This is a genomic window from Reyranella sp., from assembly GCF_004297405.1.
GTDB lineage: Bacteria > Pseudomonadota > Alphaproteobacteria > Reyranellales > Reyranellaceae > Reyranella.
In genome coordinates this window covers 323,449-337,130 of sequence record NZ_SCVC01000011.1, presented here as the reverse complement: position 1 = coordinate 337,130, position 13,682 = coordinate 323,449, and the positions used below count along the sequence as shown (strand labels likewise).

General features: G+C 64.4%; 11 protein-coding genes and 1 pseudogene. 6 read left to right on the top strand and 6 right to left on the bottom strand.

What is annotated here, in order from left to right; translation table 11 throughout:
• Positions 1–4: 4 nt before the first annotated feature.
• The 3 genes from cysE to EPO50_RS09480 all read right to left on the bottom strand — a co-directional run bounded on the left by cysE (position 5) and on the right by EPO50_RS09480 (position 2,413).
• On the bottom strand, positions 5–826 hold the full coding sequence (cysE, locus tag EPO50_RS09490) for a serine O-acetyltransferase (RefSeq protein ID WP_296343274.1): 822 nt from the start codon (positions 824–826) through the stop codon (positions 5–7).
• A gap of 132 nt (positions 827–958) precedes the next feature.
• Positions 959–1,558 (bottom strand): phospholipid-binding protein MlaC, encoded by a 600-nt coding sequence (locus EPO50_RS09485; protein ID WP_296343271.1) that lies wholly within the window; start codon positions 1,556–1,558, stop codon positions 959–961.
• Positions 1,559–1,627: 69 nt separating this feature from the next.
• A complete protein-coding gene (locus EPO50_RS09480; RefSeq protein WP_296343269.1) occupies positions 1,628–2,413 on the bottom strand; it encodes a VacJ family lipoprotein in 786 nt (261 codons plus the stop codon).
• Positions 2,414–2,665: 252 nt separating this feature from the next.
• On the opposite strand from EPO50_RS09480, the gene EPO50_RS09475 reads away from it, so the two are divergent.
• The 4 genes and pseudogenes from EPO50_RS09475 (at position 2,666) to EPO50_RS09460 (ending at position 9,029) form a co-directional block, all read left to right on the top strand.
• Complete coding sequence (locus EPO50_RS09475) at positions 2,666–3,646, top strand: metalloregulator ArsR/SmtB family transcription factor (protein ID WP_296343267.1); 981 nt, start codon at positions 2,666–2,668, stop codon at positions 3,644–3,646.
• Positions 3,643–4,557 carry a methylenetetrahydrofolate reductase [NAD(P)H] gene (metF, locus tag EPO50_RS09470; protein WP_296343265.1) on the top strand — a complete coding sequence of 305 codons (915 nt, stop codon included), beginning with the start codon at positions 3,643–3,645 and terminating at the stop codon, positions 4,555–4,557. The genes EPO50_RS09475 and metF overlap by 4 nt, the downstream gene beginning before the upstream one ends.
• Positions 4,554–8,275: pseudogene (metH, locus tag EPO50_RS09465) on the top strand (methionine synthase). The gene metF and the pseudogene metH overlap by 4 nt, the downstream one beginning before the upstream one ends.
• Positions 8,276–8,306: 31 nt before the next feature.
• Entirely contained in the window at positions 8,307–9,029 is a 723-nt protein-coding gene (locus EPO50_RS09460; RefSeq protein ID WP_296343408.1) for a sulfite exporter TauE/SafE family protein, read from the top strand.
• On the opposite strand, the gene EPO50_RS09455 is transcribed toward EPO50_RS09460, so the two are convergent.
• Both EPO50_RS09455 and EPO50_RS09450 read right to left on the bottom strand, forming a co-directional pair.
• Positions 9,026–10,369 (bottom strand): HAMP domain-containing sensor histidine kinase, encoded by a 1,344-nt coding sequence (locus tag EPO50_RS09455; protein ID WP_296343263.1) that lies wholly within the window; start codon positions 10,367–10,369, stop codon positions 9,026–9,028. The two genes, EPO50_RS09460 and EPO50_RS09455, sit on opposite strands and share 4 nt — an antisense overlap.
• Entirely contained in the window at positions 10,370–11,041 is a 672-nt protein-coding gene (locus EPO50_RS09450) for a response regulator transcription factor (protein WP_296343261.1), read from the bottom strand.
• A 178-nt stretch (positions 11,042–11,219) separates the two neighbouring features.
• On the opposite strand from EPO50_RS09450, the gene EPO50_RS09445 reads away from it, so the two are divergent.
• Together EPO50_RS09445 and EPO50_RS09440 are read left to right on the top strand one after the other, a co-directional pair.
• Positions 11,220–12,101, top strand: a complete 882-nt coding sequence (locus tag EPO50_RS09445) for a MipA/OmpV family protein (protein WP_296343259.1) — start codon at positions 11,220–11,222, stop codon at positions 12,099–12,101.
• A 92-nt stretch (positions 12,102–12,193) separates the two neighbouring features.
• Positions 12,194–12,700 carry a DUF992 domain-containing protein gene (locus tag EPO50_RS09440; RefSeq protein ID WP_296343257.1) on the top strand — a complete coding sequence of 169 codons (507 nt, stop codon included), beginning with the start codon at positions 12,194–12,196 and terminating at the stop codon, positions 12,698–12,700.
• A 13-nt stretch (positions 12,701–12,713) separates the two neighbouring features.
• Here EPO50_RS09440 and EPO50_RS09435 read toward each other — a convergent pair whose 3' ends face one another.
• The gene (locus EPO50_RS09435; protein ID WP_296343256.1) at positions 12,714–13,673 is read right to left on the bottom strand and encodes an AEC family transporter; all 960 of its coding nucleotides are present in this window, start codon (positions 13,671–13,673) and stop codon (positions 12,714–12,716) included.
• Positions 13,674–13,682: the final 9 nt, after the last annotated feature.

The window sequence follows — 13,682 nt, the reverse complement described above, 5'->3', positions numbered from 1 at the left end:
CGGATCAGATCCGCTGATCCATCTCCAGCGCCGGTTCCGGCACATCGACGCAACCGATGATGCGCGCCGGCACACCGGCGGCCGTGCAGCCGGCCGGCACAGGATCGAGCACGACGCTGCCGGCAGCAATCTTGGCGCAGGCACCGATCTCGATATTGCCCAGCACCTTGGCGCCGGCGCCCAGCAGCACGCCGCGGCGCACCTTGGGATGGCGGTCACCGCGCTCCTTGCCCGTGCCGCCCAGAGTCACGCCATGCAGCATGGAAACGCCATCCTCGACGACGGCCGTTTCGCCGATCACCACGCCTGTGCCGTGGTCGATGAAGATGCCTTTGCCGATCACCGCGCCGGGATGGATGTCGAGCCCGAAGAGCGCGCTTGCGCGGCTCTGCAGGTAATGGGCCAGCGCCTGGCGGCCCTGCAGCCAAAGCCAATGCGCCACCCGATAGGTCTGGAGGGCATGGTAGCCCTTGAACCAGAGCAGCGGATCGAGATGGGACGTGCAGGCGGGGTCACGCTCGGCGACAGCCATGATGTCGGCCCGCGCGGCGAGCCCGATGCCCTGATCGGCGGTCAGCGCCTCGTCGAAGGTCTGGCGGATCAGCGCCGCCGGCACCTCGGTCGTGCCCGTGAGCCGGGCCAGATGATAGCTCAACGCGTTCTCGAACCTGGGTTGGCTCAGGATCGTGGCGTGGAGGGTGCCAGCCAGAACCGGCTCGGCGGCCGCAGCCGCGAGGGCCGCCTCGCGAATCCGGCCCCAGACCGGATCGACCGTCCTCAGCTCGGCCGAATTGCTGGCCGCATTCTTGGCAACTGCGCTGTCCATGGCGCTCTCCTTCGCTTCGCGACCGTCTCGATGACCTGCGAAGCGATCGATGCGCCTCCCTAGGGGAAGACTACGTCGAACGCATTACAGGCGCAAATTCGGCCCCAAACTCCATCCCAACTTTATGGGAGATCAGCGAGCGGCCCGGGTTTCCAGTTCCTGCACCAGGGCGTCCACTTTTCCGCCATGGTTCTGGATGTAGGAATTGAAATCCGAACGTCTAGTCATGACCATGCTGACGCCCTCGACCTTCACGTCGGTGATACGGTCGTTGCGGACCTCCCACTCGAGCTTGATCGGCTGGCCGGTTTTCTGATTCAGCCGGCTGTCGACGATCGTCACGCCATTGGCGCGCGGCGTCACCTTGCCGACGGTCAACGTCTGGCCGCCATACTGGCCGAACCGCTCGCTGTAAGCGCGAGCCTCGGCAGTAGCAACGGCCTTGAGAAAGCGCGTGCGCTGGTCCTCGGTAGCCTGATTCCAGTGCGTGCCGAGCGCCGAGCGACCCATCGCCGGCAGGTCGAACTTCGTCTGCAGCACCTGCAGGATCGCGGCTTGGCGATCAGCACCGGTCTTGGTCTTGACGATATCGATCACCTGCTGCGCCGTGCTCTGCACGAGCTGCGACGGATCAGCAGCCATGGCAGGAAAGGCCGCAACCGAAACAGCGGCAGCGACGGCGAGGCGAAAAACGACACGACGATAGGCGAGCAGTGGCACCGTTCGCTCCATGATAAGACTGAAGGAAGGAGGTTCTAGCCCAGACGCGGCATCAACGCACCAGCGCCGCAGCCCCTCCCGCTACTTCACCAGCGAGAGGTTTTCGCGGCGCTCCAGTTCGCTCTTGGTATCGGTCTTCTCACGCTTCTGGCGGATCGCATCCGCGCGATTCTGCGTGTAGGCTGAGCGAAGCGCCGCATAATAGTCGACACTGTTCCTCTCGAGATCGTCCAGCGCGAAGATCGTGCGGGAGCGATAGTCGATCACGTTGGCGCCGTAGCGCCCGAACTGCCAGGCGTCCCAATTGCCGCCAGCGAGGTTGAACGTGAGGATGCGGAACGGATCAACGAGATAGTCCATCATCATGCCCGTACCGTCACGTGCGTTGGACGGACCGACGAGCGGCAGCATGAGATAGAAGCCGCCATTCTCGGGTTCGACACCGGCCCACATGCCGATCGTCTTGCCCGCATCTTCCTTGGTGCGCTCCAGCCCAAAACTCGCCGCGACATCGAACAGGCCGGCCAAGCCGATGGTCGAGTTCACCAGGAAGCGCGCCACCGTGGTGGCAGCGCGGCTCGGGTCGCCCTGGAACACTTCGTTGATCGCGGTGACCGGCTCTCCGAGATTGTCGAGCGCGTTGCGAACCGACGTTTGCGCCCGATCCGGCACGAGATCGCGATACATGACCGCGAGCGGTCGCAGCGCGATGATGTCGACGGCGCGATTGATGGAGAAGATGAAGCGATTGGGCGTTTCGAGCGGGTCCCAGACCTCGGCGGCGCCGGTGTCCCCACTCGCGCAGCCCCCGACAAGACCGCCACATAAGGCAAGCGCAACAACCGATCGGCGGATGCTTGCAGCCATGGCTTTCCTCACACCGTCGATCATACACGCAACCCTGAGTTCATTCCGTCCGCCCCAAGGCATTGGCCCCTGGAACAAAAGGCGGCGCAGAGCGCCGCACAGGTGCCGAGTGTCGCACACGCACGGTGCGCTTTGAAGGGGCCCGAAGAGACACAGTTGTATCGTGACTCTCGCGCTACAATTTTTCCGCCCCCGCGCAATCGATGCTTTTTGGTGTTGCATACATAAAGATATGCTTATATTCTTTAATCTATGGATCATCTGCTTACCTTGCTGCGAGCAGCCGCCGAGGACACACGGCTGCGCATCCTGGCGCTGGCGGCCCGCGAGGATCTGACGGTCAGCGACTATGTCCACGTGCTGGGGCAGAGCCAGCCACGCGTCTCGCGCCACCTGAAGCTCCTGGTCGAAGCCGGCCTGCTGGAGCGTTTCCGGGAGGCGCAGTTCACGCGCTTCCGGCTGGCGCCGAGCGGTGAAGATGCCGCCCTCGTCCACGAATTCGTCCGCCGCCTCGATCCCAAGCATCCCCGGATTGCCGCCGACCGTGCCCGGCTCGACGCCCTGCAGCAGCGCCGCCAGACCGCCGCTGTGCGTTTCTTCCGCGATAATGCCCAGCGCTGGGACGAGCTCCGCGCGCTCCACGTCGCCGACCGCGAGATCGAACGGGCCCTCGCCCATCACCTGCCGCTGTCCGCCCGCCGACTGCTCGATATCGGCACCGGCACCGGTCGACTGCTCGAAGTGCTGGCGCCCAAGGTCGAACAGGCCATTGGCGTCGACCAGTCGCGCGAGATGCTGGCGCTGGCCCGAGCCAATCTCGCGCGGGCTGGCGTCGACAATGCCGACATCCGCCAGGGCGACATGTATGCCCTGCCCTTCGAAGCCGACAGCTTCGACGTCGTGACCATCCATCACGTGCTGCACTACGCCGACGATCCCGCCGCCGCCCTGTCCGAGGCCGCGCGTGTCGTGCGTCCGGGCGGCACGGTGCTGGTGGTCGATTTCTCGCCGCACGACCTCGTCGAGCTGAAGCGCGAGCATGCCCACGTCCATCTCGGTTTTGCCGACAATCAAGTGCAGGGTTGGCTGCGCAGTGCTGGCCTCAACCCGCTGGAGCCGATCCACTTCCCCGGCCGGCGCCTGATGACCGGCATCTGGCGCGGCGAGCGCGAGCTGCCGGCCCGCGCCACCGCGCGACCCACCATTCTTCCCGCCCAAGGAGTTTCCCGATGAGCCCCGATACGGGTCCACTCAGCACGAGCACTCATGCCGCCGAGTTTCCCGCACGGGCACCGCAGCGGCTGAAAGTCTCCTTCGAGTTCTCGCCGCCCAGGACCGAGGCAGCGGAGCGTACGCTTTGGGAAACCGTCAGCCGCCTGACGCCACTCCACCCCACCTTCTTCTCGGTGACCTACGGTGCGGGCGGATCGACACGCCAGCGCACACACGAGACCGTTGCCCGCCTGAAATCCGAAACCGGCATCGATGCAGCCGCTCACCTCACCTGCGTTGCCGCGACCCAGGGCGAGATCGACGACGTCGCCCGTGCCTATTGGGATGCCGGTATCCGCCACATCGTGGCACTGCGCGGCGATCCACCGGGCGGCATGGGCGGCAAGTACAGCGTCCATCCGGGCGGCTATGAGAATGCTGCTGCGCTGGTCGCCGGCCTGAAGAAGATCGGGCCGTTCCAGATCAGCGTCGCGGGCTATCCCGAGAAACATCCGGATTCAGCCGATGCCAAGGCCGACCTCGAGAACCTGAAGCGCAAGGTCGATGCTGGCGCCGACCGGTGCATCACGCAGTTCTTCTTCGAGGCCGACGACTTCCTGCGCTTCCGCGACAGCGCCGCCGCGGCGGGCGTCCACGTGCCCGTGGTGCCAGGCATCATGCCGGTCTCGAATTTCCAGGGCATCACCAAGATGGCGGGCCTCTGCGGCTCGAAGGTACCGGCCTGGCTCGCCAACCTGTTCGACGGGTTGGACGACGATGTCGAGACGCGCCGTCTGATCGCCGCCACTGTTGCGGGTGACCTCTGCCGCCGCCTGCAGAGCGAAGGCGTCGAGCAGTTCCACTTCTACACGCTGAACCGTGCGGATCTCACCTTCGCGATCTGCCATCTGCTGGGAGTACGTCCGCGATGACACGGGAAGAGAAAGCCGAACAGCTGCGCGAGATCGGCAGCGAGCGTATCCTGATCAAGGACGGGCCCTATGGCTCGATGATCCAGAGCTATCGCCTGGACGAGGCAGGCTATCGCGGCGGTCCTCAATTCAAGGACACGCTCGGCAACCACGATCAGAAGGGCAACAACGACCTTCTGAACCTGACGCGGCCCGACGTGATCTCCGAGATCTGCAACGCCTATCTCGACGCCGGCGCGGATATCGTGGCGACCAACACCTTCAATGCCAACTCGATCAGCCTTTCGGACTATGGCATCAGCGGCATGGCGCGCGAGATTAATCTCGCGGCTGCCAAGCTGACGCGCGCCTGCGCCGATGCCGCGACGGCGCGCGATCCGGCCAAGCCACGCTTTGTCGCGGGCGCCCTCGGCCCGACCAACAAGACGCTTTCCGTCTCACCCAACGTCAACGATCCGGGTTATCGCGCCGTGACCTTCGACGAAGTGAAGGACATGTACCGCGAGCAGATCGACGGCCTGTTGGACGGTGGCGTCGACTTCATCCTGGTCGAGACGGTGTTCGACACGCTGAACGCCAAGGCGGCCCTCGTCGCGGCCGATGAGGCGGGCGAAGCGCGCGGCGAAGTGCTCCCGGTGATGGTGTCCATGACCCTGACCGACCTCGCCGGCCGCAACCTCTCGGGCCAGACGGTCGAGGCCTTCTGGCATTCGGTGCGTCACGCCAAGCCGATCACAATGGGGCTGAACTGCAGCTTCGGCGCGACCGAACTGCACCCCTATGTGCAGGCGCTGAACCCGCAGGTCGACAGCATGCTCTGCGTCTATCCCAACGCCGGCTTGCCCAACGAGCTCGGTGCCTATGACGAGCCGCCGGAGATGACCGGCAAGCTGGTCAAGGGCTGGGCCGAGAACGGCTGGCTGAACGTGGTCGGCGGTTGCTGCGGCACGACGCCCGGCCACATCAAAGCAATCGCCGAGGCGGTCAAGGGCGTGAAGCCGCGCACGTGGCAGGTGCTGCCGCCGGCGCTACGCCTCTCCGGAATGGAAGCAGCGAGTTTCTTCTGATGTCACAGAGTAACGATATCGAGACCCCGACCGGGCCGCGCGCCACCTTCATTAACATCGGTGAGCGCACCAACGTCACCGGCTCGGCCAAGTTCAAGAAGCTGATCCTGGCAGGCGACTACACGGCCGCCGTCGAGGTCGCGCGCCAGCAGGTCGAAAGCGGCGCGCAGGTCATCGACGTCAACATGGACGAGGGCCTGCTCGACGCCGAGAAGGCGATGGACACCTATCTGAAGCTGATCGCAGCGGAGCCCGATATCGCCCGGGTGCCAATCATGATCGACAGCTCCAAGTGGAGCGTAATCGAGGCCGGCCTGAAGTGTGTCGCCGGCAAGCCAATCGTGAACTCGATCTCCATGAAAGAAGGCATCGAGCCGTTCATCGCCCATGCCCGCAAGGTCCGGCGCTACGGTGCTGCGGTCGTCGTCATGGCCTTCGACGAGAAGGGCCAGGCCGACACCAAGGAGCGCAAGGTCGAGATCTGCGCCCGCGCCTACGACATCCTGGTGAACCAGGTCGGCTTCCCGGCCGAGGACATCATCTTCGATCCCAACGTCTTCGCGGTCGCCACCGGCATCGAGGAGCATAACAATTACGGCGTCGATTTCATCGAGGCCACCCGCGAGATCAAGAAGCGCTGCCCGGCGGCCAAGATCTCGGGCGGCGTCTCCAACCTTTCGTTCGCCTTCCGCGGCAACGAGCCGGTGCGCAAGGCGATGCATTCGGTGTTCCTCTACTATGCCATCCAGGCGGGCATGGACATGGGCATCGTCAATGCCGGTCAGCTCGAGGTCTACGATCAGATCCCGGCGGAACTGCGCGACGCCTGTGAGGACGTCATCCTCAACCGCAATCCCAACGCGACCGAGCGGCTTCTCGAGCTGGCACCCAAGTACAAGGGCACGGGCGAAGTTGCCGAGACGCAGGATGCGGAGTGGCGCAGCTGGCCGGTCGAGAAGCGGCTGGAGCATGCGCTGGTCAAGGGTATGGACCAGTTCGTGGTCGCCGACACCGAGGAGGCGCGCCTGCAGATCGCGCGGCCGATCGAGGTGATCGAAGGCCCGCTGATGGCCGGCATGAACGTCGTCGGCGATCTCTTTGGCGCGGGCAAGATGTTCCTGCCCCAGGTGGTGAAGAGCGCGCGCGTGATGAAGAAGGCCGTGGCCCATCTCCTGCCCTATATCGAGGCGGAGAAGTCCGCGGGCTCCCGCTCCAAGGGCAAGATCGTCATGGCGACGGTCAAGGGCGACGTCCACGACATCGGCAAGAACATCGTGGGCGTGGTCCTCCAGTGCAACAACTTCGAGGTCATCGACCTCGGCGTTATGGTGCCGTTCCAGGACATCCTGAAGTCGGCCAACGACAACAAGGCCGACATGATCGGGCTCTCGGGATTGATCACGCCGTCACTCGACGAGATGGTGACCGTAGCTGAGGAAATGACCCGCCAGGGCTTCAAGGTGCCGCTGCTGATCGGAGGCGCCACCACATCAAAGGTCCATACGGCACTGCGCATCGCGCCGCGCTACGAGGGCACGACCGTGCATGTGCTCGACGCCTCGCGCGCCGTCGGCGTCTGCCAGGCGCTGGTTTCCGAGTCGGGCGACCAGGCAAGTGAGTTCGCCCAGAAGGTTGCCGCTGAGTACGAAGCGATTCGTGTGGAACGCGGCGACAAGCAGAAGGACAAGGTCGTGCCGATCGCGGCGGCGCGCACCAACAGCTATCAGATCGACTGGTCGGCCTACACGCCGCCCAAGCCTGCCGTAACCGGTACACGCGTCTTTGCCGAATATCCCCTGCATGAGCTGATCGAGCGTATCGACTGGACGCCGTTCTTCCGCGCCTGGGAGTTGGCCGGCAATTATCCGTCGATCCTCGAAGACAAGGTGGTGGGCGAGAGCGCCAAGAAGCTCTATGCCGATGCGCGCAAGATGCTGGACCATATCGTGCGCGAGAAGTGGCTGACCGCCAAAGGCGTCGTCGCTTTCTGGCCGTGCCGCCGGGACGGCGACGACGTCGTGCTCTACACCGACGAGAACCGGACCAAGGAACTGTCTCGCCTCTACTTCCTGCGCCAGCAGATCGAAAAGCGTTCGGGTCGCGCCAACATGTGTCTGGCCGACTTCATTTCGCCCGAAGCCGATTGGATCGGTGGCTTCGCCGTAACGGCTGGCCACGGAATCGAGGAGCATCTCGCCCGCTTCCGCGCCGACCATGACGACTATTCGGACATCCTGCTGAAGGCGCTGGCCGATCGTCTCGCCGAGGCCTTCGCTGAGCGTCTTCACGAACGGGTACGCAAGACCCTGTGGGGCTACGCGCCCGACGAGGCCCTCAGCAACGAGGAGCTGGTGCGCGAGAAGTATCGCGGCATCCGGCCGGCGCCCGGCTATCCCGCCTGCCCCGACCACAGCCAGAAGCCCGAATTGTTCCGGCTGCTGAATGCCGGCCAAAACGCTGGCCTGACCTTGACCGAGAGCTTCGCCATGATCCCGATCTCGGCGGTGTCGGGTTATTACTTCGCCCATCCCGAGGCGCAGTATTTCGGTGTCGCCCGTATTGGCGCCGATCAGGTCGAGGACTATGCCAAGCGCCGCGGTGTCACGATCGAACAGGCGCAAAAATGGCTGAGGCCGAACATCGGATACTGATCGCCGTCGCCGGGAGCATGCTCCCGGCATGCTGACCTACGCCCTCGTCCTCGCGGTGGGACTGGTCGCCGGAGTCGTCAGCGGCATTGTCGGCACCGGCGCCACGGTCATCCTGCTGCCGGTTCTGGTCTTTGCCTTCGGGCCGCGAGAGGCCGTGCCGATCATGACGGTCGTGGCGTTGATGTCGAACTTCGCCAAGATCACCGCGTGGTGGCGCGACATCGATTGGCGGGCCTGCACAGCCTATGCGTTGGGCGGCATTCCGGCAGCCGCACTTGGCGCCCGCACCCTGCTGATGCTGCCGGAACGGACCGTCGATCTGGCACTCGGCCTCTTCTTTCTGGCGATGATCCCGGGCCGCCACTGGCTCGCCGCCCGCAACATCGTTCTGGGTTACGGCGGCATGGCCCTGGCCGGTGCCGTCATCGGCTTCCTGACCGGCATCGTCGTCTCGACCGGACCACTCAGCGTCCCCGCCTTCGCCGCACATGGGCTCGTGAAGGGCGCGTTCATCGCGACCGAGGCCGCGGGCTCGCTCGCGCTCTACATCAGCAAGGCCATCACCTTCCAGCACTTCGGCGCCCTGCCTATGGACATCCTGATCAAAGGCCTGATCTCGGGGTCGTCTGTCATGGCCGGCACCTATATCGCGCGCATGGTCGTCGAGCGGCTCAGCACCAGGGTTTTCCAGCGCTTGCTCGATATCGTGATGGCCGTAGCTGGGTTGGTGCTTCTGTCGTCAGCTTTCCGCTAGGCCGACCAGCGCGCCATGTCGTCGAAGCGGATACGGAAGACCGCTCCGGGCCTGCCGTCGCGCAATTCGATCTGCGCACGGTGGGCGCTCAGCACTTCGCGCACGATGTAGAGGCCGAGGCCGGCGCCGGCCGAACCTTCACTGGCGCGCTGAAACGCTTCGAAGATGCGTTCGCGCGCCTCGACCGTGACCCCCACGCCACCGTCGGCCACGACGATCGACCCATCGACGTCGATACGCACCTCCACACTCACGCCGCGCCCACCATGGGTCAGGGCGTTGCTGATGAGGTTGAGAAGGACACCACGTAACGCCTGTTCATCACCCGCGACATTGAGCTGCCGCAACGCGCTTCGGAAGGCGAGCGTTCCGCCACTGTCGACGGCCAGTGGTCCGATTTCAGCAACGACCTCCCGCGCAAGGGCCACCATATCGACCCGGCGGTCCAACTGCGGTCCACCGGAATGTTGCAAACGTTCGAGATCGAGGAGCTGGTTGGCCAACATGGTGAGGCGCCGGACGTCCTGGCGCAGCCGATGCTTGGTCTGTCCCTCGGGTAGTTCGTCGAGCCTGATACCCAGGATGGCGATCGGCGTGCGCAATTCGTGCGCGGCATTGGCGATGAAGCGGCGTTGGCGACTATGCTCCCGCTCCAGTCGGTCGAACGCGGCATTGGTGGCACTGACTAGGGGCAGAATCTCGAGGGGCACACCCGCCTCGGGTAGCGCTGGCACATGTTGCCCTGGCTGCAGGGCCGCAGCCGCACGCGCCGCAGCCCGCACGGGACGCAACAGCAGCTGAACCAATGCGATGGTCACCACCGTCACACAGACGGAGACGATCGCCAGGGTAAACAGCCAGCGGCGCAGTCGATCCTCCAGCCAGACCCAAGCACCTTCCAGCAGCTCGCCATGCTCGCCGCCCAGCATCAAGTTGACGCGCCCGACCTGGGTCTCGAGTTGGAACATCGTGCCCTGTCGTGGATCCACTCGCTTGCCGTCGGGACCTCGCTCGAATTTCGGCTGCTCGGTGCTGCCGCCGCGGACCAGTTCGGTGCCGTCGGTCACGTAGAACCAGAAATCGGGCGCTGCCGCGATATAGGCGGACATGTCGGGTGTCGGCTTGAAGGTCAACTCACCGATAGCATTGCGGTCCACCGACGCGGCCACCAGTTGCGCGGCCTGCTCGGCGGCCAACCATTGGCGCAAAGACAACCGGCCTGACGCGATCGGCTCGGCGAAAATCTCCAGCAATCCGACAAAGGCCTGAAAGGCGACGAGGCCCAGGATCATCCGACGCGCCAGGGATGGAGCGCGACGCCGCGCCGGCCACCAGCGCATCTACTCCGCCTTCGCCATGTAGCCGACGCCACGCAGCGCATGGATAGCGACACCGGCGCCCGCATCCGACAACCGGCGCCGCAAGCGCGACACATGCGAATCGAGCGTGTTCGACGCCGGTGCATCGTCGAAGCCGAAAAGCGCCGCCTCGATCGTCTCGCGCAGGACCACACGGCCGGCTCGGCGCAACAGGACATCGAGCAACGCGATCTCCCGCCGCGGCAACTGCAAAGGCTGGCCACTTACCTGTGCCTCGCGATGCACCATGTCGAAGCTGAGCGCCCCCAGCGTCAGAGGCTCGACCGCAGCACCGGCACGACGCCGGGTGACGGCCCGCAACCGGGCCAGCAGCTCATCCAACTCGAACGGCTTCACGAGATAGTCGTCGGCGCCAGCATCGAGCCCTTCGACGCGCTCCATGGTCTGCCCGAGTGCCGTCAACACGATCACAGGTGGCGGATCGGCCATTGCCCGCAACACCGGCAGGAGACTGAGCCCATCACCGTCGGGCAATCGTCTGTCCAACAGCACTGCACGCACACCCGCTTCCTTCAGCGCGATGTGTGCATCCTCGAGAGTCCGCACCCTGTCGACAACGAAGCCACGACGGGCCAGCGCGGCGCGCAGCGCCGCCGCCATCTCTATCTCGTCTTCCACCAAAAGAATGCGCATCCGGCTCTACTATTCGCTCCGCTGCGATGCTCTCACGGCTGCATTGCCACAACCTGACATGCGCCGACAAAAGATTGCAGCGTCTACTGGGCCGATACCAGCTTCTGGCAATGTAGCGCCTCTAGTCAGTCTGAGCGCCGGGCCTGCCCGGAGAGTCATTGCTCAGAGGACAAAGTACATGGTGTCGAATGACAGTCGCCGGGCCACGCACTGGCCACGGACGATCGGCCAGGTCGTTATTACACTGGCCGTCTATCTGACCGCTCTGCTCGCGATCAATCTTCTGATTACAGGCCGGGCCCATGGTCAGGCGGCGGACATGGAACTCACAGCACCTTCACGAACGACCCTCGCGTCCGGCCGCTGGTCGGTGCGCCTGGGCGCCGGCGGCCTCGTCGCTCCGGTCTATCCCGGCAGCCAGTCGTTCGTAATCATTCCCGCTCCCTTGCCTGACATCTCCTATCGTGCCGGCCTGCCAATGCTCGACACGATCTATATCAACGGTCGCGACGGTCTTGGCCTCGTCCTGTGGCGTGGAGGTCCCCTCTCCTTCGGTGGCGCCGTGGGCTATGCCGTTGGTCGCTGGCAGAACTGGGCGCCGCGTTTGAACGGCCTGGGCGATATCAACCCTGCCGTGCGCGGCAGCCTGTTCTTGCGGGCCGATTTCGGTGGCCTGGGTTTTTCCCTGCAAGGCGACCGCGCCTTCGGCAATCAGAACGGCACGACGGTGACATTCGAGGCGAGCTACCGCCGCCGTCTGACATCGCGCGTCATGGTGATTGGCCTGGTCGGGACGACTTGGGCCGACAACAACAACATGCAGCAATGGTTCGGTGTCGACCCGTTGCAAGCCAGTAACACCAACTATGCGATCTATCAGCCCGGCGCCGGTTTTCGCAGCATCTCCGCCAGCCTGTCCGGCGTCTTTGCTCTATCCAGCGCCTGGAACGTTAACGCGACCGTCGGCTTTTCCCAACTGCTGGGCAATGCCGCGGCCAGCCCGATCGTGGAGACGCCAACACAACCCTTCGGTCTCTTGGGACTTTCCTACAAGTTCTAAGAATTCCGGTTGCATATCCCCATCGTATGATGCCGATGCGAGCAGCATTGCAACGGCGTTTCATGTCATAGTCTCTCCGTTAAGGAGAACTCATGAACAGACTTGTAACGGCCGCCACGGCGGTAACTCTCGCTTTTACTGCCGGCGCGTGCATGCAGCAGTCGACCCCACAACAACTCAACACCACCAATAGCAACTCGCGAATCTATATCGGCGCGCTGAGCTGCAACATCGCTGGCGGCACAGGATACGTCCTGGGCTCAAGCAAGAACATGGATTGCGTCTTCCTCGGCAGGGATGGCCACTCGGCCGAATACACTGGCACCATCAACAAGGTCGGCGTCGACATCGGCTACACCAAGGCCGTGCACACGGTCTGGCGCGTCTACTCGCTGGGATCGGACCGGAAGCCGAACCAGTTGAGCGGCACCTATGTCGGCGAGCAGAGCACCGTCGCAGCCGGCGGCCAGGCCGGCGGCAACTGGATCTATGGTGGTCCCAATGCAGAGATCGGCATGGTCGCCTCGGGCATCGTGAAGGACGCGGGCTACAACCTCGCCACCGGCATCGCCGAGATGTCGATCAAGCTCAAGCCATAAGGCAGCCGCCTCCCTAGCGCGCCTGCACCCCGAGCAGCAGCAATGCAATCGAGAGTGTGAAGACGCTGGCTGCCGTGGAAATCACGACGGCGTTGGTCGCCCGGCCAACGCCGACATTGTACATCTGGGCAATCAGATAGACGTTGGCGCCAGCCGGCAGCGCCGCATTCAGAGTCGCCACCATCAGCCAGAGCGGATCGAGCGGGAAGACGTAGCGCCCGATCAACCAGACCAGCACCGGTAATACGGCGAGCTTCAAGGCCGCCGCCACCGCCGCCGGCTGCCAATGGCCCTTCAGCCCGACATGCGCGAGCGACGCGCCGACCATGATGAGGCCACAGGGCGGCGCCGCTGCGGCGAGGGCTGCCAGGATACGATCGATAACCGCGGGCGTGGCGAGGCCCGTGTGGGTCGTGATCTCACCCCACAGCAGGCCCGCAAAGATCACCGGGACAACCGGATGCTTGAGCATGGAGAAGGCCGCCCGACCAAGCCGCGCCGCCAGGCGCCCACGCGACTCACCTGGACGCCCATCCATTTCCATGAGGAAACAGGAGAAAGTGAGCAGGATCAACGAGTGCACGCTGATGATCATCAGCAGAGGCACCAGCCCCGTCTCGCCGAAGGCGTAGGTGATGAAGGGGATGCCGATCCCCACGCCATTCGAGAAGGTGCCCGAGAGGGCAAACATGGCGCGATCACCGAGGCTCAGCCCCTGCAGCCGGCCGAGCAACAGCATCGCCGCATAGAGCAGAAGCACGCCACCGAAGAAGGCGGCCAGGATGGCAGGCTCGAGTGCCTCGATCCGCACCTTGGCCATCGACCGGAAAAGCAGCGCTGGGAACAGCGCATAGAAGGTGACGGCGGTGAACCCGCGCAGACCCTCGGCGCTCAGGAGCTTGCTGCGGCCGATCAGCCAGCCAACCAGCACCATGCCGAAGACCGGCACGATGATGTCAACGATGGCACTCATGGATTGCTG